Origin of the sequence: Pseudofrankia coriaricola (genome assembly GCF_032027725.1) — a bacterium.
Taxonomy (GTDB): Bacteria; Actinomycetota; Actinomycetes; order Frankiales; family Frankiaceae; genus Pseudofrankia.
The window spans coordinates 103,207-126,127 of sequence record NZ_JASNFO010000043.1 but is presented as its reverse complement, the minus strand read 5'-3'; the positions used below and the strand labels follow the sequence as shown (position 1 = coordinate 126,127).

Annotated in this window: 20 protein-coding genes and 1 pseudogene; 11 read left to right on the top strand and 10 right to left on the bottom strand. The window is 70.0% G+C overall.

What is annotated here, in order from left to right; all coding sequences use genetic code 11:
* Positions 1-121: 121 nt before the first annotated feature.
* Complete coding sequence (locus tag QOZ89_RS23405) at positions 122-1,108, top strand: aldo/keto reductase (protein ID WP_071046264.1); 987 nt, start codon at positions 122-124, stop codon at positions 1,106-1,108.
* Positions 1,109-1,229: 121 nt separating this feature from the next.
* Here the strand turns inward: QOZ89_RS23405 and QOZ89_RS23400 are convergent, their stop codons facing one another.
* Together QOZ89_RS23400 and QOZ89_RS23395 are read right to left on the bottom strand one after the other, a co-directional pair.
* The gene (locus tag QOZ89_RS23400) at positions 1,230-2,420 is read right to left on the bottom strand and encodes an RNA-guided endonuclease InsQ/TnpB family protein (RefSeq protein WP_071046265.1); all 1,191 of its coding nucleotides are present in this window, start codon (positions 2,418-2,420) and stop codon (positions 1,230-1,232) included.
* Between the two features lie 221 nt (positions 2,421-2,641).
* Positions 2,642-3,145, bottom strand: a complete 504-nt coding sequence (locus QOZ89_RS23395) for a MarR family winged helix-turn-helix transcriptional regulator (protein ID WP_071046266.1) — start codon at positions 3,143-3,145, stop codon at positions 2,642-2,644.
* 109 nt (positions 3,146-3,254) lie between these two features.
* Between QOZ89_RS23395 and QOZ89_RS23390 the strand changes: the two genes are divergently transcribed.
* The 5 genes from QOZ89_RS23390 (at position 3,255) to QOZ89_RS23370 (ending at position 7,994) form a co-directional block, all read left to right on the top strand.
* The gene (locus QOZ89_RS23390) at positions 3,255-3,695 is read left to right on the top strand and encodes a MarR family winged helix-turn-helix transcriptional regulator (protein ID WP_312625222.1); all 441 of its coding nucleotides are present in this window, start codon (positions 3,255-3,257) and stop codon (positions 3,693-3,695) included.
* Between the two features lie 73 nt (positions 3,696-3,768).
* A complete protein-coding gene (locus QOZ89_RS23385; RefSeq protein WP_071046267.1) occupies positions 3,769-4,182 on the top strand; it encodes a nuclear transport factor 2 family protein in 414 nt (137 codons plus the stop codon).
* A gap of 600 nt (positions 4,183-4,782) precedes the next feature.
* The gene (locus QOZ89_RS23380) at positions 4,783-5,289 is read left to right on the top strand and encodes a hypothetical protein (protein ID WP_131803693.1); all 507 of its coding nucleotides are present in this window, start codon (positions 4,783-4,785) and stop codon (positions 5,287-5,289) included.
* Between the two features lie 30 nt (positions 5,290-5,319).
* Positions 5,320-7,344 (top strand): sensor histidine kinase, encoded by a 2,025-nt coding sequence (locus QOZ89_RS23375; RefSeq protein WP_312625216.1) that lies wholly within the window; start codon positions 5,320-5,322, stop codon positions 7,342-7,344.
* Complete coding sequence (locus QOZ89_RS23370; RefSeq protein WP_312625214.1) at positions 7,341-7,994, top strand: response regulator; 654 nt, start codon at positions 7,341-7,343, stop codon at positions 7,992-7,994. The genes QOZ89_RS23375 and QOZ89_RS23370 overlap by 4 nt, the downstream gene beginning before the upstream one ends.
* A 135-nt stretch (positions 7,995-8,129) precedes the next feature.
* Here the strand turns inward: QOZ89_RS23370 and QOZ89_RS23365 are convergent, their stop codons facing one another.
* Together QOZ89_RS23365 and QOZ89_RS23360 are read right to left on the bottom strand one after the other, a co-directional pair.
* Positions 8,130-9,245 carry a fatty acid desaturase family protein gene (locus QOZ89_RS23365; protein ID WP_312625212.1) on the bottom strand — a complete coding sequence of 372 codons (1,116 nt, stop codon included), beginning with the start codon at positions 9,243-9,245 and terminating at the stop codon, positions 8,130-8,132.
* Between the two features lie 11 nt (positions 9,246-9,256).
* Complete coding sequence (locus QOZ89_RS23360) at positions 9,257-10,336, bottom strand: ferredoxin reductase (protein WP_312625210.1); 1,080 nt, start codon at positions 10,334-10,336, stop codon at positions 9,257-9,259.
* 204 nt (positions 10,337-10,540) lie between these two features.
* On the opposite strand from QOZ89_RS23360, the pseudogene QOZ89_RS23355 reads away from it, so the two are divergent.
* Positions 10,541-11,281: pseudogene (locus QOZ89_RS23355) on the top strand (ABC transporter substrate-binding protein); the annotation flags it as partial.
* Between the two features lie 66 nt (positions 11,282-11,347).
* Here QOZ89_RS23355 and QOZ89_RS23350 read toward each other — a convergent pair.
* From QOZ89_RS23350 to QOZ89_RS23330, 5 genes are all read right to left on the bottom strand, one after another.
* The gene (locus QOZ89_RS23350) at positions 11,348-12,793 is read right to left on the bottom strand and encodes an FAD-binding oxidoreductase (protein ID WP_241841420.1); all 1,446 of its coding nucleotides are present in this window, start codon (positions 12,791-12,793) and stop codon (positions 11,348-11,350) included.
* Complete coding sequence (gene serA, locus QOZ89_RS23345) at positions 12,790-13,986, bottom strand: phosphoglycerate dehydrogenase (RefSeq protein ID WP_071046272.1); 1,197 nt, start codon at positions 13,984-13,986, stop codon at positions 12,790-12,792. Before serA ends, QOZ89_RS23350 begins: the two co-directional genes overlap by 4 nt.
* A 364-nt stretch (positions 13,987-14,350) precedes the next feature.
* On the bottom strand, positions 14,351-16,000 hold the full coding sequence (locus QOZ89_RS23340) for a purine-cytosine permease family protein (RefSeq protein WP_071046273.1): 1,650 nt from the start codon (positions 15,998-16,000) through the stop codon (positions 14,351-14,353).
* Between the two features lie 182 nt (positions 16,001-16,182).
* On the bottom strand, positions 16,183-19,443 hold the full coding sequence (locus tag QOZ89_RS23335) for a hybrid sensor histidine kinase/response regulator (RefSeq protein WP_071046274.1): 3,261 nt from the start codon (positions 19,441-19,443) through the stop codon (positions 16,183-16,185).
* Positions 19,440-20,777 carry a BTAD domain-containing putative transcriptional regulator gene (locus QOZ89_RS23330; RefSeq protein WP_071046275.1) on the bottom strand — a complete coding sequence of 446 codons (1,338 nt, stop codon included), beginning with the start codon at positions 20,775-20,777 and terminating at the stop codon, positions 19,440-19,442. The genes QOZ89_RS23335 and QOZ89_RS23330 overlap by 4 nt, the downstream gene beginning before the upstream one ends.
* Positions 20,778-20,917: 140 nt before the next feature.
* Between QOZ89_RS23330 and QOZ89_RS23325 the strand changes: the two genes are divergently transcribed.
* A complete protein-coding gene (locus QOZ89_RS23325; RefSeq protein WP_312625204.1) occupies positions 20,918-21,157 on the top strand; it encodes a hypothetical protein in 240 nt (79 codons plus the stop codon).
* Between the two features lie 87 nt (positions 21,158-21,244).
* Positions 21,245-21,544: a DUF1905 domain-containing protein gene (locus tag QOZ89_RS23320; protein ID WP_071046276.1), complete on the top strand. Its 300-nt coding sequence runs from the start codon at positions 21,245-21,247 to the stop codon at positions 21,542-21,544.
* 263 nt (positions 21,545-21,807) lie between these two features.
* On the opposite strand, the gene QOZ89_RS23315 is transcribed toward QOZ89_RS23320, so the two are convergent.
* Positions 21,808-21,969 (bottom strand): hypothetical protein, encoded by a 162-nt coding sequence (locus tag QOZ89_RS23315; RefSeq protein WP_198543016.1) that lies wholly within the window; start codon positions 21,967-21,969, stop codon positions 21,808-21,810.
* Positions 21,970-22,296: 327 nt separating this feature from the next.
* On the opposite strand from QOZ89_RS23315, the gene QOZ89_RS23310 reads away from it, so the two are divergent.
* Positions 22,297-22,659, top strand: coding sequence for a DUF2089 domain-containing protein (locus QOZ89_RS23310; RefSeq protein WP_071046277.1), 363 nt, complete (start codon positions 22,297-22,299; stop codon positions 22,657-22,659).
* Positions 22,656-22,916 (top strand): hypothetical protein, encoded by a 261-nt coding sequence (locus tag QOZ89_RS23305; protein ID WP_071046278.1) that lies wholly within the window; start codon positions 22,656-22,658, stop codon positions 22,914-22,916. The genes QOZ89_RS23310 and QOZ89_RS23305 overlap by 4 nt, the downstream gene beginning before the upstream one ends.
* The last annotated feature ends 5 nt before the right edge of the window (positions 22,917-22,921 follow it).

Genomic DNA, 22,921 nt, shown 5'->3' with positions numbered 1-22,921 from the left:
GGGCTTGGTGAGGTGGCTCGCGCCACCAGGGCCGGTGATGCCGTTTACGCCCGGTTGACATGGAGCGCGCTCTAATACCTAGCGTCGTGGGCAGACGGTTCCGAGCCCAGGAGGCAGCAGCATGACCGACGTCCCCACCCGGCACCTAGGCGAACTGGCGGTTTCCGCGCAGGGCCTGGGGTGCATGGGCATGAGTCACGGCTACGGCGCCGTGGACGACGCGCAGTCGATCGCGACGCTGCACCACGCCCTCGACCTCGGGGTGACCTTCCTGGACACCTCCGACTTCTACGGCGCCGGGCACAACGAGGAGCTGATCGGACGGGCCATCGCCGGGCGCCGCGACGAGGTGGTGCTGGCCACGAAGTTCGGCTTCGCCAACCGTCTGGGCGAGTCCACCCGGATCCGCGGCGACGCCGCCTACGTGCGGCAGGCGTGCGAGGCGTCGCTGCACCGGCTCGGGGTCGACCATATCGACCTCTACTACCAGCACCGGGTCGATCCGCAGGTGCCGATCGAGGAGACCGTCGGCGCCATGGCCGAGCTGGTGCGGGCCGGGAAGGTCCGCCACCTCGGGCTGTCCGAGGCCGGCGCGCGAACCATCCGGCGGGCGCACGCGGTGCACCCGATCGCCGCGCTGCAGAGCGAGTGGTCGCTGTGGACCCGCGACCTGGAGGCGGAGATCGTGCCGGTCTGCCGCGATCTTGGCATCGGCCTGGTCCCGTTCTCCCCGCTGGGGCGCGGCTTCCTGACCGGTCGGTACAGCTCGGTCGAGGGGCTGGCGGAGACCGACGTGCGGCGCAGCCAGCCGCGTTTCGCCGACGGCAACCTCGAACGGAACCTGGCGATCGTCGCGAAGCTGAACGAGCTGGCTGCGGCGAAGGGAGTCACCGCCGGCCAGCTGGCACTGGCCTGGGTGCAGCACCGGGGCGACGACGTGGTGCCGATCCCTGGGACCCGGCGGCAGCGGTACCTGGAGGAGAACCTCGCGGCTCTGGCCGTCGAGCTGTCCACCGAGGACCTCGCCGCCATCGAGGCCGCCGCCCCGCCCGAGCAGGTCGCGGGCACCCGCTACGACGCGACCAGTCTCACCTTCGTCAACGGCTGAGGAGCTGTAGGAGTCCCCGAGGCCATGGCGGTGCGGGCGCTGGATGGGGCGGACGTCGATCCGGGGTGCCATACAGGGATTGACATCCTCCCCGCCCGAAAGGACGGGGATTCCAACCAAACTACGCAGCCACCAAGGGAGGTGCGGTTCGTTGAGGTTCACGGTTCACAGGCTCCGGCAATCCGACGCCTCCCCGCGCAGCCACCCGGTGCCCCCGGGCGATGTTCTTGGCCGCGTTCACATCGCCGTTGTCCTCATGCCCGCAGGCGACGCAGCGGAAAGTCGCTTGGCTCTCGCGACTCTCGGCGGCCACATGCCCGCAGGCAGAACAACGCTGAGATGTGTACGCGGGGTTGACCTTCTCGATCCGGCCGGGCGCCTTCTGCTCCAGCCGCTGGACGAGCAGACCCCAGCCGTTCGCAAGAATCGACCGGTTCAGACCGGCCTTCTGCCGGACATTCCTTCCAGGCTCGGCGACCGTACCCCGCGCCGACTTGGTCATGTTCTTGACATTGAGGTCTTCGACGCGGATCAGGTCGAAACGCCGGGCCAGGTCCGTGCTGGTCTTCTCGGCCCAGTCCTTGCGCCGGTCGGCGTCGCGGGCGCGGAGCCGGGCAATCTGGACCTTGATCCGCCCTCGCCGGTTCGACCCACGCTTCGTCTTCGCAAGGTGGCGCTGCAGCCTGGCCAGCCGTTCGGCTTCCTTCGGCCGCAGGCCGGGACAGCGCAGCAGGTCACCGGTGCTGAGCGCCGCCGAGACCGCGACGCCACGATCAACGCCCACGACCTCGCCAGTACCCGGCGCGCCCACCGGCTCGGGGGGCGCAGCGAACGCCACATGCCAGCGCCCGGCGCGGTCCTTCGTGACCCGGTAGGACCTGGCGTCGGGCACGGAGCGCGAGCGGCGGAAGCGGACCCAGCCGACCTTGGGAACGCGCACCTCGGACCAGCGCCGGTTGAGAACGCGAATATCATCCGGCTTCACGGCGACGATCCGGAAGCCTTCGGACCGGCCACGTTTCCGGAACGTCGGTTTCCGGTGGGGGCCCCGGAAGAAGCTGGCGAGAGCCGTGGCGTAGTCCCGCAAAGCCTGCTGTTGGACGATGACGCTTCCCTCGGCGAGCCAGGGGTTCTCGTGGCGAGCCTCGGTCAACTGTCGGTTCTGCTCGGCATACCCCGGAGCCGGTCCGCGTCGCGGCGTCCACCAGCTTTGCTGTTCAACGGCAAGGTTCCACACCAAGCGTGCATGTCCGCAGTGGGAGTCCAGCGCGGCGGCCTGTTCGGGCGCCGGGTAGAGCCGGAATCGGGACATGCCGTTATTCTACCGAAAGGATAGGAACGTGCGTTCAAGTGTGGGGCGGCGTTTCCTCCCCGGCCTGAAGGCCGGGGCCTCCACGCCGCAAACCCGGTGAGTGGTCTTGCCGACGCCGTTTGCGGGAGTCAGCATCAAGGCCCCTGGCCGAGGGGCATCGAGCTCGCGGGACATTTTCGCCGGCCCTCGCCCGGGTCGCCGCCCACCGCGTGATGCCGGGGTCAGGGGATCGGGGGGTGGGGTGCCTGCTGCGTGTGGTGGTCCAGCAGGCGGGTGAGCTGTTGCACGAACTGGTCGCGTTCGGCGGGGGTCAGCGGGGCGAGCAGCTCTTCGTGGAGGTCGTCCAGGACCTTGTCGAGGCGGCGGAGGTGCCGGCGGCCCTGGGCGGTGATCGTGATGACGTTGCGGCGACGGTCGTCGGGATCCGGCGCCCGCTCGACGAGGCCGCGCTCGGCCAGTTCGTTGAGGACGCCGACCATGTCGCTGCGGTAGATGCCCGTGCGTCGGCTCAGCGTCGCCTGGCTGCCCGGGCCGAATTCCTGCAGTGAGGCGAGCACGGCGTAGTGCCACTTGCGGGCGTCGACCTGGGCCAACCCCTCGTTCATCAGCCGGTCCGCCTGCGCGGACATCTGTGACAGCAGGCGGCTGGCCCGTCGGCGCAGTCTGTCCGGCGTCTTCGTCTCGCCGTCGTACGGCATGTCCGCGGCTTCGGCTCTGCTGGTCATGACCCTGATCCTACCCGGTTGCGTTAGTCTGACTAACGATGTAAGTTCGTTCACGATAGAAACGTTAGAGATACAAACGTTAGCCTAGTGAACGGATTTGGAGATCATCATGGCGACCACCGCCCAGGCCTTCGGTACCGCGCTCGTCGGCCAGACCGAGAAGGCGCTCAACGCGATCCTGGACCGGCAGCTCGCCGGGACCGGCATCACCGAGCCCCAGTGGGTGACCCTCACGCTGACGGTGGTCAGCGGCGGGACCATCGACCGCGCCGAGCTCATCCGCCGGGTCAGCGGTGCCACCCAGTTCAGCGATGCGTCGGTGGCCGAACGCATCACCGAGCTGACCGCCGCGGGGTTCCTGCGCGACGGCGGCGACGGCTGCGTCCAGGTCACCAACGAGGGGCGGGCGCGGTGGACGGAGGTCCGCACCGCCATCGGCCCGATCACCCAGGGACTGTGGGGCGACCTGCCGGCCGAGGACCTGGCCACCGCGGGCCGCGTCCTGGGCATCGTCCTGGACAGGGCCAACGCGGTGCTGGCCTGCGCCTGAACCCTTCCTTCCCCGGAACTCGCCGCCTGGTGCAAAGACACCATCACCGCCCTCCAGAAGGAAAGAGGATGCCATGTCCACGGATACGCTGATCGCCGACCGTATCGAGATCGCCGACCTGTTCACCCGCTTCGCACGCCTACTCGACGAACAGCGGTGGGAGGATGTGGACACCGTCTTCACCGACGATGTGGTGGTGCGCTCGCCGCGCGGGGGCGAACTCCGCGGCATCGACGAGGTCGTCGGTTTTATGCGACAGGCCGAGGTCGAGGGGGAGCACACCCAGCACGTGACCACTGATCTGCTGGTAGACGTCGACGGCGACCGGGCGGCTGCCTCGGCGAACTCGCTCGTGTACTTCTACCGCGACGGCCAAGCACCCCACCAGGCAAGCGGCCTGCGACTGGCCGGCACCCTGGTACGGACGCCGACGGGCTGGCGATTCCGCGAGCAGCGGACCACGCCCGCCTGGATACGCAAGAACTGATCTCTCTCCGCGAGGCCGAGGACACACCGGGGAGGCAGGCGACCGCGTCGCCGTGGCGGCTCCGCCCGGCCCCGCGGCCCCGACGTCGGCGGTGTAGAACCCGCGGTCCATCCTGGCGGCGATCACCCCGGCCAGGAAACGGGCCGCGCCCTTCGCCGAGACCGCGTTGCCCGCGCGTAGCGGGGCACCCGCGACCAGCGGCGGCGCGGTCGGGGTCGACACCGTCCCGATCATCGCGTTCAGGCCCCGCACGAACACCGACTTACTGGCGATTTTGGTGTGGCCGAACGCGGCGCCCTGTTTGCCGGGGCCGAAGCAGAAATGTGCGCCAGCCGAGAAAGCAAGGAAGACCGACACACGGACCGCTCGGCTCGGCACGGACGGGACGGTGGGGACATCGCGTCTCTGGTGCCCGGGACGCGGGGACGGACATCGTCGTGAGCCATGAACATGAATGTGATTGCACAGGTCAAGACGTCATCGGACGAGCGCCCACGGGACGCAGTGCGGGTTCGGCGGGCCGGATGGCTGCTGGCACTGTCGCCGGTGTTGTTCGTCGCCTGGGCGGCCGCCGTGGTGGCCGCGATGTCCGGGTCCGGCGTGAGCCAGGCGGCCGATCTGACCAGGGACCAGCTGGACGCGATCCGCCTCGGTTGGCTTGTGGCGTGGCCTCTGTACGGGGTGGCGGTCATCGGCGGCGCCGCCGGGCTGGCGGCGCTCAACCGCTACCTGCGTGCTGGTCGGCTGACCGTGGCGTCGCGGGCAGCGCTGGGTCTCGCGGTGGCGGCGGTGGTTGTCTGTGCCGTCCTGCATGAGGTGGCGCTTGGGTTCACCGAGCCGCGGCTTGGCGACAACGGTGCCTACAACGTGTCGCTCGTGTTCAGCTATCTGGCCGTGTGGGCGATGACGCTGGCCGTGATTCTGACCGGGCTGGCTGCCCGATCGACGGGGGTGCTTCGTCGTACCGGCCTTGTCGTCGCGGTCTGCGCGGCGGTGCTGCTCGTGCTGGATCTGGTGACGCGGGCGCTGCCGCCGTGGTTCGTCGCCTTCTATCTTCTGGCGTTCGGTATTGGTCTGTTGCGCCGTCCCGTACTGTCCGGGGCGTGACGTACCGCGGTGCGTGAACGGACGGTGGCCGTGAACTCGGGGTCGACGGCTGCGGCCGGCCGCGGTCTGCGGGCCGGCCGCGGCGTCGTGTACGTCGCGGCCGGCGTCCTGCTGGTGGGCTTCGTGGCCGGTCTGGCGATGTGGGCGGCGCGGGCCGCCGAGCTGCCGGACCAGCCGCTCGCCGTGCTGGCCGACGTCGGGGTACCGCTTGGCTGGTACGTCGGCTACTACATGGCGCTCGAGCTGCTGCTCGTGACGACGAGCCTGGTGGCCGCCTACTACATCCTGCGCGGCGTGCTGTCCTGGTTCCGGCTCTACCTGGTCTTCGTGCTGGTCCTGTTCGCCACCGCCGGTGGGGCGGTGCCAGGAGTCATCGGGCAGCTGTTCCCGTCGGTCGCCGACGCGGCGGCGCTCGTCCAGGGGGTTGCGTGGATCGCGCTGTTCCCGCTCGGCTACGTCTTTCCCGACGGACGACCCGTGCCTGGTCGCAGCCGGTGGCTGGTGCTGGGCTGGGCGGGCTGGCTCGGCTACGTGACCGCCGCCGACTCGGCTGGTGACGGGCCGGTGGAGTCCGGGGTGCTGCTGCTGCTTTTCGGCAGCTGTGTGGCCGCGCAGGTGTACCGCTATGCGCGCGTGTCCGATCTGGTCGCCCGTATGCAGACCAGATGGGTGATGTACGCGGTCGCCCTGCGGCTGGCCTACAGCATTGTCACCGTCGCGACCCCGATCGGCCGGATGCAGGACGAGGTCAGCCCGGGCGGCCTGGCCGTGCGCGCGGTGACGATGCTGGTCAGCTACCTGATCGCGGCCGCGCTCCCGGCGGCGATCGCGATCGCCGTTGTACGACACCGGCTTTTCGATATCGACGCGGTGATCAGCCGGACGCTTGTGTACGGCGTGCTCACCGCGTTCGTGGTCGGTGTCTACACGTTGGTCGTCTCGGGGCTCGGCGCGTTGTGGCGGGGCGGGACGGCGTTGCCGTTGCTGGCCACCGGGCTGGTCGCGGTGGCCTTCAGCCCGCTGCGGGAGCAGGCTCAGAGCCGGGTCAGCCGGCTGGTGTACGGGGACCGCGGCGACCCGTATGGGGTGCTGTCGCTGCTTGGCCGTCAGCTGGCCGGGGCCGTCGCGCCGGAGGCGGTCGCGCCGACCATCGTCGCGGCGGTGGCGCGGACGCTGAAGGCGCCGTTCGTGGCGATCGACCAGACAGAGATCGGCGCGAGCATCGGCCGCGAGGTCCCGGACATCCAGACCTTCCCGCTCGTCTATCAGGGCGAGGCGCTCGGTCGGCTGGTGGTCGGCGGCGAACGGCTGTCCGCGGCCGACCGCCGTCTGCTCGCCGACCTCGCCGACCACTGCGGCGCCGCCGTCTACGCCGCCCGCGAGTCGGCGCACACCCGGCAGCTTGCCGTCGTCCTGCAGCGCACCCGGGAGGAACTGGTCACCGCCCGGGAGGAGGAGCGCCGTCGCCTGCGCCGGGACCTGCACGACTCGCTGGGCCCAGCGCTCGGCGGCCAGTCACTGACCATCGACGCGGCCAGAGCGGCGCTCACCACCGACCCCGCCACCGCCGACCGCCTCCTGCGCGATCTGCGGGACCACACCCAGGAAACCCTCGCGGAGGTACGTCGGCTCGCCCGCCAGCTACGCCCGCCGGTACTCGACGAGCTCGGGCTCGCGGGCGCACTCACAGGTATTCAGGATCGCTACGAGCGGCCGGGCCTGCAGCTGTCCGTGGACGTCACGGGGCTGCCCGAGCTGCCCGCCGCCGTGGAGGTGGCCGTGTATCGGATCGCGCAGGAGGCGCTGACCAACGTGATCCGGCATGCGGACGCAGGCGCCTGCCGGCTGCGCGTCACCACCGGCGAGGGAGAGCTGGTCCTTGAAGTCGCCGACAACGGCCGGGGGATCGGCTCCGACGCGGCGGCTGGCGTCGGCATCCTGTCGATGCGCGAGCGGGCCGAGGAACTCGGCGGCACGCTGCTCATCGAGATCCCGGACGGAGGCGGCACCCGGATCCGCGCCACGTTCCCGCTGCGACGCCCGGAGGTCGAATGATCCGCATCCTGGTGGCGGACGACCATCCGATGTTCCGGTACGGACTGCGGGCCGTCCTCGAGTCCGACCCCGCCGTCGAGCTGGTCGGCGAGGCGGGCACCGGCGAGGCGGCGGTAGAGCTGGCAGCCCAGCTGCGTCCGGACGTCGTGGTGATGGACCTGACCATGCCGGGGCTCAACGGGATCGAAGCGACCCGCCGCATCATGGCAGCCCAGCCGGACGTCGCCGTGCTCGTAGTGACCATGTTCGATGACCGAGCCTCGGTCATGGCCGCGATCCGCGTCGGCGCCCGCGGCTACCTGGTCAAGGGAGCCGACCGCGAGGAGATCCTGCGCGCCGTACACGCCGCGGCGGCCGGAGGAGCGATCTTCAGCGCCACGGCCGCGGACCACCTCGCCAGCCACCTCGCCTCACCCGGCCCAGCCAGCCAGGCGCCGTCCCCCTTCCCGGTGCTGACCAATCGGGAGAACGAGATCCTGGGCCTGCTGGCCGACGGCCTCACGAACGCGGCCATCTCCGAACGTTACCGACTTAGTCCGAAAACGGTTCGTAACTACGTCTCCACGATCCTGGCGAAGCTCCACGTGGACACCCGCGCCGACGCGATCGCCAGGGCCCGCGCCGCCGGGCTTGGTCAACCCGACCGCTGAAACGAACAGCTGGGCAGCGTTGCGCAGTGGGGGAGTCGAGGCATACCGGCTCGGGGAGGCGTAGGAGCCAGACGGCGCGGCCGAGGGCACTGTTGCGTAGGCCGAACTGAGCGAGTGCCAGGTCCGCGGGTGCGGTCAGGCCGCGGCGAGCACGGGCTCTGGCTGCGATGTGGCGGTGTCGGCAACCTGTCGGGCGGGTCCGGGAAGCGAGAGTCGGATGATGCGCTTCCATACGCTGGTCGTCTGCCGCAGCAGGCCCCCGCTGGTGTAGGGGAGGCCGAAGCGTTCGCAGAGGGCGCGTACCTGCGGGGCGATCTGGGCGTACCGGTTGCTGGGCAGGTCGGGGAACAGGTGGTGCTCGATCTGGAAACTCAGGTTCCCGCTCAGCAGGTGCAAGAGCGCCGGGCCGTCGATGTTGGCCGAGCCCAGTACCTGCCGTGTGTACCACCCGCCGCGGGTCTCGCCCTCGACCTGTTCCTCGGTGAAGACGTCCGCTCCCTCCGGGAAATGGCCACAGAAAATGATGGTGTGCGCCCAGACGTTGCGGGCGACGTTCGCGGTGAGGTTGCCGAAAAGGACGGGCAGGAACGCCGGGCCGGCGAGCAGCGGGAACGCCACGTAGTCCTTGGCCGCCTGCCGTCCCATCTTGCGCAGCGACACCCGGACCTGCGCCCACGTCTGGCCCCAGCTCTTCTCCCCCCGCCAGGCCCGTTCGATCTCTGTGTCGTAGAGGGCGATGCCCCATTCGAAGACCGCCGCGAGCGCCAGGTTGTAGACCGGCTGGGTGAGGTACACCGGGTGCCAGCGCTGCTCCGGGTGGACGCGCAGCAGGGTGTAGCCGATGTCCCGGTCCTTGCCGAGGACGTTGGTGTAGGTGTGGTGCACATAGTTGTGCGAGTGCTTCCACTGCTCGGCGGGCGAGGCCGAGTCCCACTCCCAGGTGGTGGAGTGGATCTCAGGGTCGCGCATCCAGTCCCACTGCCCGTGCAGGACGTTGTGCCCGATCTCCATGTTCTCGAGGATCTTGGCGGTGGCCAGCATCGCCGTGCCCGCCAGCCACGCCGGCGGCAGCAGGGACGCGAACAGGACCGCCCGCCCACCTGCCTCCAGGCCCCGCTGGGCGGCGATCACCCGGCGGATGTACTGGGCGTCGCCCTCCCCCCGGCTGGCGATGACCGCCTCCCGGAGACGATCGAGCTCGCGGCCGAACTCGTCGACCTCGGCCGCGGTGAGACCGGTTCTGCCTGCCATCCGTCGACCCCTTACACATCGATCTCGACGTCGCCGACCGCGGTCGACACACATGTTTGGACGAGGTCGCCCTCGTCGCCGTATTCCCGCCCGGTGCGCAGGTCGCGCACGCGTCCGGAGGTGAGCCGTGCCATGCAGCTGTGGCAGATACCCATGCGGCAGCCGCTCGGCATGAGCACGCCGGCGTCCTCACCGACCGCCAGCAGCGGGGTGTCGCCGTGGGCGTGTGCCTGCCGGCCACTTCTGGTGAACCGGACTCGGCCCCCGGCCCCGCCACCGCCACCGGGGGCGGGTGCGGGATGGAACCGCTCGACGCGCAGCCGGTCCGCGATCCCCGCGTGGCACCACCGGGCCTCGGCGTCGGCGAGCAGCCCCGGGGGTCCGCAGGCCCAGGTCGGCCGTTCGGCCCAATCCGGGCAGATCACGGGCAGTGCCGCCGCCGTGAGGCGCCCGGCGTACCGGCCGCCCGCCCTGGTGTGGTGCTCGTATAGCCGAAGGGTCGGGAACCGGGCTGCCAGGTCCCGTAGTTCGCTGCCGAAGATGACGTCGTCCCGGGACGGAGCGGAGTGCACAAGGACCACGTCCGGCATCTCGCCACGCAGCGCAAGGCTGCGCAGCATCGACATCACCGGCGTGATGCCGCTGCCGGCGGTCACGAACAGCAACCGCGGCGGGATCGCCCGCGGCAGCACGAACCGGCCCTGTGGGTGCTCGAGGCGGACGACCGCGCCGGGTCGGACCCGCTCTACGAGGTGCTGGGACAGCCGGCCGCCTGGGACGGATTTGACCGTGATCGAAACGACACCGCCCGGATCTCCCGGGGCGGAGGACACCGAGTAGGGACGCCAGTGCCACACGCCGTCGACGGCAACGCCGACCCGGACGTACTGACCCGCGCGGTGTTCCTTCCAGCCCGCGCCGGGACGGATCACCAGGCTCGCGGCGCCAGCGGCCTCCGGATGGACAGCCACGACCCGCCCCCGCGACCCGCGCCGCGACCAGAGCGGGTCGACCAACCCGAGGTAGTCATCGGGCAGCAGCGGCGTCGTCAGCGACGCCGCCGCGTCCAACAGGATTCTTCCGACGGCCACCCTGCATCTCCTCCCGGTTGTCGAAATCTCGGGAACGACATGGCCTCGCCGGGTACGTGGAGGAGGAACGGCATGGTTCGATGGGATTCCCGGTCGGGCACCCCGCCTCGATGACGCACGTCCTTGGCGACGCGACACTACAGCCGTACGTCACTGTCCGCGACCGGGAAGCCGCGGTACCGGACCGTCGGTGACGATCTAGGAGATGCCGTGGGCCCGATCGCCAAGGCGACGGGCGTACTCGTCAAGATCGGCTTCATCACGGACGGGGCCAGCCCGGTCGCCGACCACACCAACGACAACAAGGTCGCCGAGGCGACCGCGAAGTACCTCAACGAGCACAAGTCCGGCATCGGCGGCCGGCCGATCGAGATCACGATCTGTGAGACCCTGGGTGACCTTGCCAAGGCCACCGACTGCGGTAACCAGATGGTCGAGAAAGGTGTCTCCGCCGTCCTGATCGGTACCTCGGGCGTCGTCGAGAGCGCCTGGAAGCCGCTGAACGACGCCAAGATCCCCGTCGTGGTCTACGGCTCGAGCGACCCTGGCCTGCTCGCCAGCCCGACGACCTTCAGCCTCGGCAACCCGACCTTCCCCATGATCGACCGGCCGATCCAGGTCGCGAAGGACAAGGGCAACAAGAAGGTCAGCGCCATCGTCATCGACGTCCCAGCGGCGCTCCACTCCGCCCAGGACGTCGCACCGCCGCTGTTCCAGAAGGCCGGCATCGGCTACGGGCTCGTCCGCGTGGCACCGGGCACCGCCGACATGACACCCCAGATGCAGCAGATCGCCGACAACGGCTCCGACCAGGTCTTCATCATCGGTAACGACTCGTTCTGCATCAGCGCCATGAACGGCCTCAAGGCTGTCGGCTTCACCGGCACCATCAGCGCCATCGCCCAGTGCATCACCGATGCCACCCGCAAGTCGGTGCCCGCCAGCATTCCTCTACTGGCCTGAAGTGTCAGGATGCCCGGCCGGACAGCCCGGACAACGCATCGGAGCCGCTCAGGCTGGATCGAGCAGGACGCCCGGGTTGAGTAGCCCGTCAGGGTCGAGTCCCCGTTTGACCGCGCGCATCATCGCGATCTCCTGAGGCGACCGGGACAGCCCGAGCCACGCGCGCTTGGCCCGGCCGACGCCGTGCTCGGCGCTGATGCTCCCGCCGTGCGACGCGACCAGCCGCAGCACCGCGTCCGTCACGGCTTCGGCGTCGCTGGTCGCGTCGAGCACGTTGACGTGCAGGTTTCCCTCGTTGATGTGACCGAACAGGATCGGCCGGGCGGTCTGGCAGGCGGCCGCTATCGTGGCCGGAAGCGACGCCACCATCTCGGCCAGCGCCGTCAGCGGGACGGCGACGTCGAGTTTCACCGGGACGCCGGCGGCGTTGATCGACTCGGTGTGCGCCTCGCGGTAGGCCCAAAGCGTGTGGCGGCCTCGGGCATCGGTGGCGACGGTCGCGTCCCGCACGGCGTCGCTGTCCGCCAGTGCCTCGAGCAGGTCCTCGGTCGGGTCGGTCCGGCCGGCGCACTCGAGGACGAGGTAGGCCGGGTAGGTTTCGGCGAACGGAGCGGACAGGCCGGTCTTTTCGCGGACCAGCGCGAGGCCGTCGGCGAAGAACAGCTCGGCGGCCTCCAGCGACGGCAGCCGGTTGCGCGCCTTCCTCACGACCGACAGCGCCGCGGTGATGTCGTCCACGGCGACCAGGGCCACTGCCCGCTCGGTCAGTCGGGGGACGAGCCGCAGGCGCAGCCGGGTGATGATCCCCAGCGTGCCTTCGCTGCCGGTCAGCAGCGACATCTCGTGGTAGCCGGTGTTGTCCTTCGGGAGCCCCGTGAGCCGGCTGATGATCGAACCGTCGGCGAGCACCGCCTCGATCCCAAGCACCTGGGCCCGGGTCGTGCCGTACCGCAGCACCCGCTCGCCGCCAGCGTTGGTGGCGACCAGACCGCCTACAGTGGCCGAATCCCGCGCCGCGAAGTCGACCCCGAAGTCGTAGCCCACGGCGCGGACGTGCCGTTGCAACGCGGCCAGGGTGACGCCCGCGCCCACGGTGACCTGGCCGGAGATCACCTCCACCGGTTCGAGCGCGGTCAGCCGGGCCGTGCTGAGCAGGATCGCGCCGTCGACGGGCACGCTGCCTCCGACCAGGCCGGTGTTACCGCCCTGGACGCAGATGGACGCCTTTGCCCTGGCGGCGGCGGCCATCACCGCCGCCACCTCCGTGGTGTCGGCCGGACGGACCACGCAACGAGCGCGGCCGCGGAACCGACCGGTCCAGTCGGACTCGAAGGAGGCGATGACCGAGGGGTCGGTAAGCAGATGGGCGGCACCGACGGCGGCGCGCAGCTCCTCCGCCAGGGCCGAGGTCAGCGTCCGGTCAGAACCCGGTGCCGTGTCAGAGGTTGCCGCCACGTCAGCAGTCGGCGTCAGCCCGGCGGTCGGCGCGTTCATCCCAGCCGCCGTACCCGGACGGTCTCCGGCAGCGCGGCCAGTGAGTCGAGGACAGCGGCCGGGTAGTCGAGGGCGACATCCGTCAGGACGTACCCGTACTCGCCGCGGGTGTCGAGGAGCTGTCCGTCGATGTTGACCTTGTGCTCGGCCAACAGGCTGTTGATCTTCGCAAGCACGCCGGGCACATTGCGGTGCAGATGAGCGATCCGACATCCGCCCGATCGCCGTGGCAGGGACAGATGCGGCAGGTTGACGCTCATCGCGGTGCTGCCGTCGTGCTGGTAGTCCCGCAGCTTGCCCGCGACGTAGCGGCCGATGTCCTGCTGGGCCTCCTCGGTCGAGCCGGCGATGTGCGGGGTGAGGATCACGTTCGGCAGGTCTCGAAGCTCAGAGCGGAACTCGTCGCCCCGCCCGGCCGGCTCGTGCGGGAAGACGTCGATCGCCGCGCCAGCCAGATGCCCGCTCTCCACGTTCTCGCGCAGCGCACGATGATCCACGACGAAGCCGCGCGAGAGGTTGAGGAACAGGCTGCCGGGCTTCATGCGGTCGAACTGCTCCGCGCCGAACATCCCGCTGTTGCCGGAGCGTCCGTCCACGTGAAGCGTCACGACATCCGCGACCGTCAGCAGATCATCGAGGCTGGCGCAGCGGCGGGCATTGCCGAGCGCCAGCTTGTCGGCGGTGTCGTAGAAGTACACGCTCATCCCGAGCGCCTCGGCCAGCACCGACAGCTGCGCGCCGATGTTGCCGTAGCCGACGATGCCCAGCCGCCGGCCGCGGACCTCGTGGGCCGCCTCGGCCGACTTGTCCCACACGCCGGCGTGCATGCCGGCGTTCTTGGGGATCAACCGCCGCGTCAAGGCGATGATCTCCGCGAGCGCGAGCTCGACCACGCTGCGGGTATTGGAGAAGGGGGCGTTGAACACGGCGATGCCTCGCTCGCGCGCGGCGCCGAGATCCACCTGGTTGGTGCCGATGCAGAACGCGCCGACGGCGAGCAGGTCCGGCGCCTGATCGAACACCGCCTCGGTGACCTCGGTCTTCGACCTGATCCCCAGCAGTTGGATGCCGTCCAGGGCCGCGATCAGCGCTCGTTGGTCGAGCGCCCGGTCGATCGTCTCGACCTGCGCGCCGGCGGTCCCCAGGATCGCGGCGGCGTCCGGGTGGACATTCTCGACTAGCAGTGCGCGCACAGCGGGAGCCTCATCAGCCGGTGACAGTTGACCCGCAGTCTATGGAAGGCCCGCGGCCTGTCCTCCGCGTGCCACGGGAGGCGATTCTCACCCGCCGCTGGCGGACGCTGCCTGCCCGGACGGTGGCGTGGCCGTCGAATCCGGGCCAATGTGACCAGCAGCATCCGATCGGACGGGGTGTATCGCGGCCGAGCGACTGACGACGCGGCACGGCCGGCGCTGGTCTGGAGGGTGCTGCGACACCGTTGCCGATCATTGCCTCGCCAGGAGGCGACGTCGCCCGGCGGCCTTCCCGGGCTCCCTGTCGGGGTCGACACGAAAGGGTGCCCGGGTTGGCCGCCGGCTGATCAGTCGGCCGGGCGGGTCAGAGCTGGGCCGGGAGCACGTGGTCGCCGACCTTGTCGGTCGAGAGGTCGAGCGAGCAGATGTAGGCATCGTGCGTCTGGCACTTGAGCATGTCCGGCCGTTCGTACTCCTGCCGGCAGACGTGGCAGGTCAGGGTCTCACCTGACGGATTGCCGTACTCGTCGTACATCGGCAGGTCGATGCCGTCGTCCGTGCGGCGCAGGTAGTACTTGCCCTTCGTGGCCACGGCCAGGATCGGTGGCAGGACGAGGGCGAGCACGATCGCGACGAGCGGGGAGTAGGGCTTGAGACCGGAGCCGAGGCCGCCGTAGAAGTCGATGATCGAGATGCCCGCCGCCAGCACCATCGCCCCGAACCCGACCGGGTTGACGGCGTAGAGCATGCCCCGGCGGAACTCGGGCTTCAGCGGCGAGATCTTGAGCAGGTACTTGTTGAAAACGATGTCGGAGGCGACCGCGACCACCCAGGCCATGCCACAGTTGGCGTAGAAGGCGAGGATCGTGTTGAGGAAGCTGAACATGTCGGCCTCCATCAGGATCAACGCCACGAGCAGATTGAAGCCGAGGAAGACCAGCCGGCCGGGGTAGGTCCTGGTGATCCGGGTGAACGAGTTGGTCCAGGCCAGCGAGCCGGAATAGGCGTTGGTAACGTTGATCTTGACCTGACTGATCACGACGAGCGCGACGGCGAGGGCCAGCGCGCCCCAGTGCGGCAGAATGTCCTGGTAGATCTCCAGGAACTGGTGCACCGGCTGGTTGGCCACGCCAGCGCCGTCCGCGACGTTGGCGATGATGTAGACCGCCAGGAACATGCCGATGATCTGCTTGATGGCGCCGAAGACCACCCAGCCCGGACCGGCCAGCACCATCGCGGTCCACCAGCGGCGCGAGTTCTCCGGCGTGCGCGGCGGCATGAAGCGCAGGTAGTCGATCTGCTCGGCGATCTGGGCGATCAGCGAGAGGCAGACGCCGGCCGCCAGGAAGACCGAGCCGAGGTCGAACCCGCCCTTGCCGTCCTGCCCGCCGTAGTCGAAGAACGCGCTGATCGAGTCGGGGTGGCGGATCAGCAGGTAGGCGAACGGCAGCACCATCAGCACGAGCCACAGCGGTGTCGTCCAGAGCTGGAGTGTGGAGAGCAGCTTCATGCCGTAGACCACGAGCGGGAAGATGACGATCGTGGAGGTCGCGTAGCCGGCCCACAGCGGGATGTGGAGGCCCAGGTTCAGGCCCTGGGCCATGATCGAGCCCTCCAGGGCGAAGAAGATGAACGTGAAGGATGCGAAGATCACGTTCGAGACGACCGAGCCGTAGTAGCCGAAGCCGCTGCCCCTGGTGATCAGGTCGAGATCCAGGTTGTAACGGGCGGCGTAGAAGGCCAACGGGAAGCCGGTCAGGATGATCACAACGGCGAAGACGGCGATGCCCCACAAGGCGTTCGTCGTTCCGTAGGAGATGCCGATGTTGGCCCCGATGGCGAAGTCCGCGAGGTAGGCGATGCCACCGAGGGCCGAGATCGCGACCATGCCCGTGCCCCAGCGCCGGTAACTGCGCGGCGCGAACCGGAGCGTGTAGTCCTCCAGGGTCTCCTTCGCGGACCCGGTGCTGGGTTGGTGGGTTGCGGGGTCGTGCGGGGGGCTGACGGTGCTCATCGCGGGCTGCCTTTCTGCGGGCGCGGGCGCGGGTCCGAGGCCGCCGGACCAACGGGCGACGGGGGCGGCGCTGACCCCTGCCGATCAGCCAACATCCGGGCGCTAAACAACCGCCAAGCAACGGCCAAGTGCCGGCCACCGCGCAGTGGGGCGGCTTCAGCTCTGCGCGCGGGGCGACCGCTTCAGCAGAGCGCGCGCAGGGCGACGGCGACGCGTTCGTGTTCGGCGACGATCTCCCGAACCAGTGGGCCCACCTCGTCGGCGGCGCCGGTGTGGGTCTCGACCCGCTGGCACAGCCGGGCCAGGTCGGTGGCCCCGAAGCTGGCGCCGAGGCCCTTCAGGGTGTGCGCGGCGCGGTGCACCGAGTCGGGGTCGGAACTGGCCGCGGACAGCGTGTCCACCAGCCTCGGCGCGTCTGTGAGGAAGTCGGTGATCAGGCCGGACAGGGCTGCCGTGGTCCCACCGAGAAGCTCGCTCAGCCGCTCGAGCGCGGCCGGATCCAGGACGGGCCGGCCGCCCGGTGGTTGTGCCCGAGCCAGAGCGGCGACGAGGTCGGGGCGCACAAGTGGCTTGGTGAGGTAGTCGTCCATGCCTGCCGCCAGGCAGGCCTCCCGCGCGCCGGGCTGTGCGTTGGCGGTGAGCGCGATGATCCACGGCCCCCGGCCGCCGAAGTGAGCCCGGATCCGGCGGGTGGCGTCCAGGCCGTCGATGTCGGGCATCTGGACGTCCATGAGCACGACGTCGTACCGCCCGCGCCGCACCGCGGCCACCGCCTCGGCGCCGCTGCTTACGAGATCGGCACGATGGCCAAGTCCGGTGAGCTGAAGGAGCACCAGTCGCAGGTTCACCGCGTGATCGTCGGCCACCAGGAGCCGCATGGCCTCGGCTCCGTCCGCTGCCCGCGCCGGGTTCGCGGGGCCGGCAGTGGACGGGGCCACCGACGCCCCGACGGCGGCCGGGCGGGCGACCGCCGCGGTCATCGCCCGGAACAGCGGGGCTGGGCGGATCGGCCGGGTCACCACCGAGACGTCGCGCGGGGCGTCGGGCCCAGGGAGACGGCCGAAGGAGGTGATCAGCACGATCGGCACCTGCTCCCCGGCGGGGATGGCGCGCAGCGCCCTGGCCAACGCCAGCCCGTCCATCCGAGGGGGGCGATGATCGAGAACCACCGTGTCGTACCGGCGTCCGGCGCGCAGCCACCGAAGCGCGGTCTCGGTCGGTGCCGTGATGGTGATCCTCATGCGCCAGGACCGGACCAGCCAGTTCCCGACCAGGACGCGCGTCCGGGAGTCGCTGGTCACCAAGAGCACCTCCCGACCGGCCAGGGCGGAGGTGTCCTCAGGTACCGGATCCCGCCGCGCCAACGTCGCCGCCGCCGCCGGCATGGTGACGGTCATGGTGGTGCCGGAGCCGGGTTGGGAAGCAGCGGTGATCGTCCCGCCCATGAGGGCGGACAGCCGGCGGCAGATGGCCAGGCCCAGCCCGGTGCCGCCGTAGCGCCGCGAGGTGGACGTGTCGACCTGGCTGAACGAGTCGAAGATCGACTCCAGGCGCTCGGGTGGGATGCCGATGCCGGTGTCGCGCACGATGAAGCGCCACTCGTGCGTGCCTTCGACGCCACCCGAGGACGCGTCGACCGTGACGGTCACCTCGCCTCGTTCGGTGAACTTCACCGCGTTGCTCAGCAGGTTGAGCAGGATCTGCCGGATCCGCGTCGGGTCGCCGACCATGGCCGCCGGGGTGCCGGGTTCGATGTTGCAGGCCAGTTCGATGTTCTTGGCGCCGGCATCGGCCGAGACGAGATCGATGGCGGCCTCCACGCATTCGGCGACGTGGAACGGCACCTGTTCCAGGCTGAGGCGGCCGGCCTCGATCTTGGAGAAGTCGAGGATGTCGTTGATCAGCAGAAGCAACGAGTGCGCGCTGTCGTGGACGACCTCGGTGAGGTGTCGCTGGTCGGCGTCGAGACGGCCGTCCAGGAGCAGCCCCGACATGCCGATGACCGCGTTCATCGGGGTCCGGATCTCGTGGCTCATGGTGGCCAGGAAGGCGCTCTTGGCGGCGTTGGCGCTCTGGGCGGAGGAGGCGGCGTGGCGCAGCGCATCGGCGGTGCGGACCCGATCGGCGACCTGGCCGAGCTGCGCCGCCAGGTCCGACAGGAGGGCCAGCAGAGCGGTGTCCGGGGCGGTGGGGTCGGCGGTGAGGAACTCCATCACGGCGACGACCTCCGCGCTGTCGCCTCGGCCGGTACGCACCGGGACGGCGATTCCCGCGCCCGGCCCCCGCGCCGTCCCGTGCTCGGAGGCGAGTTCGGGCAGCCAGACGGCCTCCCCGGTCGCCAGTGCCCGACCCGGCAAGCTCGACGGGCCGGGCGAGGCGGCGCTCGCGCGGAGGTCGGCGGACGTCGTCAAGGGCACCAGCCGGTCGCCGTATCGGTGGTAGGTCCGGCCGACCGGCCATCCGGTGTGAGCGCGGACCAGGTCGACCACGTCGGCCGCCGCCTCGGAGAGGTCGGTGGCTCGATGTGCCGCAGCGGCAACATGGTGCAGCAACCGCAGCTCGGCGGAGCGACCCTGGACCCTTTCGGTCATCTCGTTGTAACGCATTGCCAGGGAACGCAGTTCACCTACTCCCGCGACCCGCGCCCGGACATCTGCCTCCCCGGCGGCGATCCGGGCTGTCGCGGCGTCGAGCTCCGCGACCGGGCGCAGCACCGCCCGGCGTGTCACGAGGGCGAACACCGCCATCCCCGCGAGGAGCAGCAGCCCCGCCACGACGGCGGCGACAGACCAGGCCCGGGCCTCGTCCGTCGCCCGCGCGGTCTCCCGGGCCGTGCGGGTGTCGACGAGCGTCAGCACCTGCCCGATCGGCTGCATGATCTCGTCCTTGGCCCGCAGATAGGACGCGTCGAACAGCATGTCCGTCGCCTGCTTGCGGTTGGCGGCACCGCCTTGGGCGGCCAGGGCGAACGCCCGCTTCTCGACGATGGCCAGGGCGTCCGAACGCTCCTTGGCCGTGGCGAGCAGGCCCAGCTCCTGGCGGGTGAACCCGGCCTGCGCGGCCAGCGTGGCGAAGGCAACCGGAGGACCGAACGGCGTGGGCCGCCGACCGGTGTCGGTCACCACGTCCCAATAGATGTTGTCGTAGTTCTCCGGTCTTGGTGCCGTGCCGTCCCGGATCTCCAGGATCTCCTGAAACCAGGCGCGGTAGCGCGGCTGGCCGGTGACCACGTACGTCCGCGCCATCCGGGTCAGATCGTCAGAGGTCTGCCGCAGCTCGTAGGCCAGGCGGAGCGACTGCGACCGCCGGGCCTCGGCCTCGGCCGCCCGCCGCGTGCTGCTCTCGGCCTTCAAGCTGACCAGCAACAGCGCCGCCAGCAGGACCACACCGATGCCGACGCCGCTACGGACCAGACCGCGCAGCGACATCGGCGAGGAGTTCACGGGTGTTCGAGCCCGCTGCCGATCCGACCCCGGGAGACCTCCGCGCGAAGCGCGGCGATCTCAGTCCGAAGGGCTGTCTCCCGCTCAGCAGCCGACCGCCGGGCCTGGAGCGAGGCGCGCAACCGGGCCCGGAGCATCGTCGAGCTGTACGGCTTCGGCAGATAGTCGATCGCGCCCAGCTCGATGCAGCGCACCACGCTCTCCAGCTCCGGCACAGCCGACACCATGATCACCGGGACAGCCGCCAGGACGGGATCTGCCTTGATCTCAGCCAGAGTCGCATACCCGTCCAGTACCGGCATGAGCAGATCCAGCAGAACGATGTCGAACCCGCGCGGACCGTCATCAGCGGCCCTCAGTATCTCGAGAGCCCGGTGGCCGTTCTCGGCCGTCTCCACCTCGTGACCGAGCCCGGCCACCGCGGCCGCGAGGAGCTTGCGATTGATGGCGGTGTCATCGACCACCAGGACCCTGCCCGGCCGATCCGCGGACGGCGGCTCGTGGTCCGGCGTCGCCACCTCGGCCGTGACGACCGGCACGGCCGGCGGCGTGGGCGGCTGCCAGGCCAGGACCGGGTCCTGCCGCAGCACCGCCTGCTCCAGCTCGCGCAGCCGGACGCCCGGCTCGAGCCCCAGTTCGTCGTGAAGCACCCGGCGGGTCTCGCGATAGGTGGCCAGCGCTTCCACCTGCCGCCCGCACCGGTACAGCCCGAGCATCAGTTGTGCCCGGAGCCGCTCTCGCAGCGGGTGCCGGCGCACCCGCTGTTCCAGCTCGGCAACCAGTGCGGCGTGCCGGCCCAGGGAGAGCTCGGCGTCGATCCGGTCCTCGACCGCGCCAAGGTGCAGTTCCGTCAACCGGGCCGCCGCGGCCCGGACGAACGGCGTGACGGGGACATCGACCAGTGCCGGGCCGCGCAGCATCGCCTCGGCGCGCAGCAGCGACCGCGCCGCCCGCTCGGGGTCCCCGGCGTCGAGCGCCTCCCGGCCACGCACGACCAGGTCGGCGAAAGCGTGCGCGTCCACGGCATCGGGCTCGACGTCGAGCAGGTAGCCGGGAGACGCCGTGACCAGGACGGTCGCCGCTCTACCACGGGAACGCTCCGGTTCGAGCGCCCGGCGCAGCTGCGAGACGAAGACCTGTACCGTGGCCGCGGCCCGGGCCGGGGGCTGTTCCGGCCACAGGTCGTCGATGAGCTGATCGACCGAAACCACCCTGCGTACCCGGAGCAGGAGCGAGGCGAGAACAGCGCGCTGCTTGGGGCCACCGACGTCCACCGGCTGTCCGTCCCGGTACACCTCGACGCGGCCGAGCAGCCTGAACTCGAGGCCTGGCATCTGTCGATCGTCACCAGCAGGTATTCACGACATGTAAGCGACAAATTACGTTTGCATGGCGGGTCCCTGTGGCTGGGTTGGTATTGCGCCAATGCGCCGTCACGCCGCTCGGGGCGGTCGTTCGAAGACCGCGGCTGGCGATGGTGCTGGCGGCGGCGGGTGGGGCCGGCCGCCGTGGCGGTGGGGAGGTCGCGGCTCGGAACGCGGCCGCGTGCCTGGCGTGTCGCGATCGCGGCGGACTGGACCAGGCGGTGGCCCAGTTCCAGGATGTGGTCGATCTGGATCGGGTGCTCGGGTCCGGTGATGCTCAACGAGAGCAGGACTCGGCCGATCGGGTCGAAGATCGGGGCGGCGATGGTCTTGACCGCGATCTCGTCTGAGCCGGCCAGGCCGTCGAACCAAGCTCCGCGGCCGCGCCGGCGGCCTCGCCTCGATCGACTGTCGGACCTGGCTGTGACACTGAGCTGGTGGTCGTCGTTTTCGATAGCGAGCTGTGGATATGGGATGCCCGGCGTACGGACAGCTGGACGTTCGTAAGCCTGCCTGCCGAAGCTTCCGAGGAGATCCGCGAGCGGGCTGGCGGGCTGCGTCGCGGCTTCGGGTCACTGCGGGTGCGGGTCACGGTCGGCGGCAGCTCGTGGACGACCTCGGTCTTCCCCGACAGCGCTCGTGGCTACGTGCTGCCTGTCAAGCGCGCCGTCCGCCAGGCCGAAGCGCTGGAGCCGGGTGACATCGCGACCGTGACCGTCGAGCTCGTCGACCTGTGACCCTCGGTGACGGCGGTGCCTTTGGCGAGGAGTTCTTGCGCTCTTCTGGCGGGCTGGTTGACGAGCGGCCGGCTGGCGGACGCGGGCGCTCGCTGTCCTGACGGATGCGCTGGCGACCGCAGGCCACCACGACCGCGTAGTCGACATCGACAACGGCAACCGCCTGACCGCCTACGCCATCCCCGGCCCGGCCGGCGCCGGGCGTGATCGGTTGGAGCGTTGCCACCCGGCGTGCGCGCCGCCGCGCCCCATGTCCGGCTGGTTCAGACGGAGCTGGTGGTGTCGGTGACGACAGTGGAAAGGCCGTTGCCGAGGGCGCCGAGCCAGCCGACTGCTGTGTGCACGAGAGCCGCGGCGTCGCCGGGCGCGGTCATGACGTAGAAAGCCGCGAAGATCCAGAATGCCCATGGCAGTACAGCCTTCATCGTTGCGCCAACCCCCCCATGGACAGCATGTGGTCAGACCATAACCGTCCGCTGTCGGCGCTGCTGGCTCGATGGTGATCGTCTCGGCGTCGGTCGTGCACCACGGCACCCGGTCGGCATCAAGACAGCGGTACCGGATCTCCGGGATTGGCCGAGACCGTGGTCGACCCAACTCGGCATACCGGATCTTGGCCGGAGCGAACGTGCGCCCCGCGGGGTGGCGGACGAGCCGGGAGCTGGAGGAAGCACTGATCTAAGAAAATCAAGATCAACTTCTTGAAAATTGAAGTTTCTGCGAGTACAACTTGATATATGACAGAGCGGGCGATGGATTGGCAGGAACTCACGAACCTGACCAGGGGCCAGCCGTTCGTCGTCGAGCGGGTGCGTCTGGCGAGCAGCGGCGTCGCGGTCGAGGGCGAGTTCGAGCTACCGCAACTGGCCCAGCTGGGCGTCGAGGATCAGGTCTTCGTCACGGCGTTCGTGCGGTGCCACGGTTCCATCAAGGAGATGGAGCGGATCTTCGGGGTGAGCTACCCGACGATCAAATCGCGACTGAACCGGATCATGCAGATGCTCGACTTCGTCGAGACGGATCCGGCGCCGTCGCGGGCCGACATCATCGATCGGCTGCGCCGCGGCGAGATCACCGCCCAGCAGGCACTGTCCGCCTTGGAGGGTCGCACATGATGCCGCAGTTGGTGACCGCACGGGTCAAACGCCCGGACGGTCGTCCCATCCGGATCTGGGTCCCGGTACTCCCCGTAGTGCTCGTGTTCTCACCGGTCCTGGTCCTGGCCGTACTGGTAGCGGCCGTGGCCTGCCTCGTGTACCGCGTCAGTGCGATGCGGGCACTCGGCACCGGTTGGCGCATCGTCTCCGCGTTGCCCGGCACCCGGGTCGACGTCGAGCAGGGCCGTACGGCTGTGCTCGTAACTATCCGATAAGAGAG

Excerpts from the sequence above, each read along its gene's own strand:
- QOZ89_RS23405 (WP_071046264.1), top strand. The coding sequence starts at position 122 with ATGACCGACGTCCCCACCCGGCACCTAGGCGAACTGGCGGTTTCCGCG.
- QOZ89_RS23400 (WP_071046265.1), bottom strand. The coding sequence starts at position 2,420 with ATGTCCCGATTCCGGCTCTACCCGGCGCCCGAACAGGCCGCCGCGCTG.
- QOZ89_RS23395 (WP_071046266.1), bottom strand. The coding sequence starts at position 3,145 with ATGACCAGCAGAGCCGAAGCCGCGGACATGCCGTACGACGGCGAGACG.
- QOZ89_RS23390 (WP_312625222.1), top strand. The coding sequence starts at position 3,255 with ATGGCGACCACCGCCCAGGCCTTCGGTACCGCGCTCGTCGGCCAGACC.
- QOZ89_RS23385 (WP_071046267.1), top strand. The coding sequence starts at position 3,769 with ATGTCCACGGATACGCTGATCGCCGACCGTATCGAGATCGCCGACCTG.
- QOZ89_RS23370 (WP_312625214.1), top strand. The coding sequence starts at position 7,341 with ATGATCCGCATCCTGGTGGCGGACGACCATCCGATGTTCCGGTACGGA.
- QOZ89_RS23365 (WP_312625212.1), bottom strand. The coding sequence starts at position 9,245 with ATGGCAGGCAGAACCGGTCTCACCGCGGCCGAGGTCGACGAGTTCGGC.
- QOZ89_RS23350 (WP_241841420.1), bottom strand. The coding sequence starts at position 12,793 with ATGAACGCGCCGACCGCCGGGCTGACGCCGACTGCTGACGTGGCGGCA.
- QOZ89_RS23340 (WP_071046273.1), bottom strand. The coding sequence starts at position 16,000 with ATGAGCACCGTCAGCCCCCCGCACGACCCCGCAACCCACCAACCCAGC.
- QOZ89_RS23330 (WP_071046275.1), bottom strand. The coding sequence starts at position 20,777 with ATGCCAGGCCTCGAGTTCAGGCTGCTCGGCCGCGTCGAGGTGTACCGG.
- QOZ89_RS23325 (WP_312625204.1), top strand. The coding sequence starts at position 20,918 with ATGGTGCTGGCGGCGGCGGGTGGGGCCGGCCGCCGTGGCGGTGGGGAG.
- QOZ89_RS23315 (WP_198543016.1), bottom strand. The coding sequence starts at position 21,969 with ATGAAGGCTGTACTGCCATGGGCATTCTGGATCTTCGCGGCTTTCTAC.
- QOZ89_RS23310 (WP_071046277.1), top strand. The coding sequence starts at position 22,297 with ATGGATTGGCAGGAACTCACGAACCTGACCAGGGGCCAGCCGTTCGTC.
- QOZ89_RS23305 (WP_071046278.1), top strand. The coding sequence starts at position 22,656 with ATGATGCCGCAGTTGGTGACCGCACGGGTCAAACGCCCGGACGGTCGT.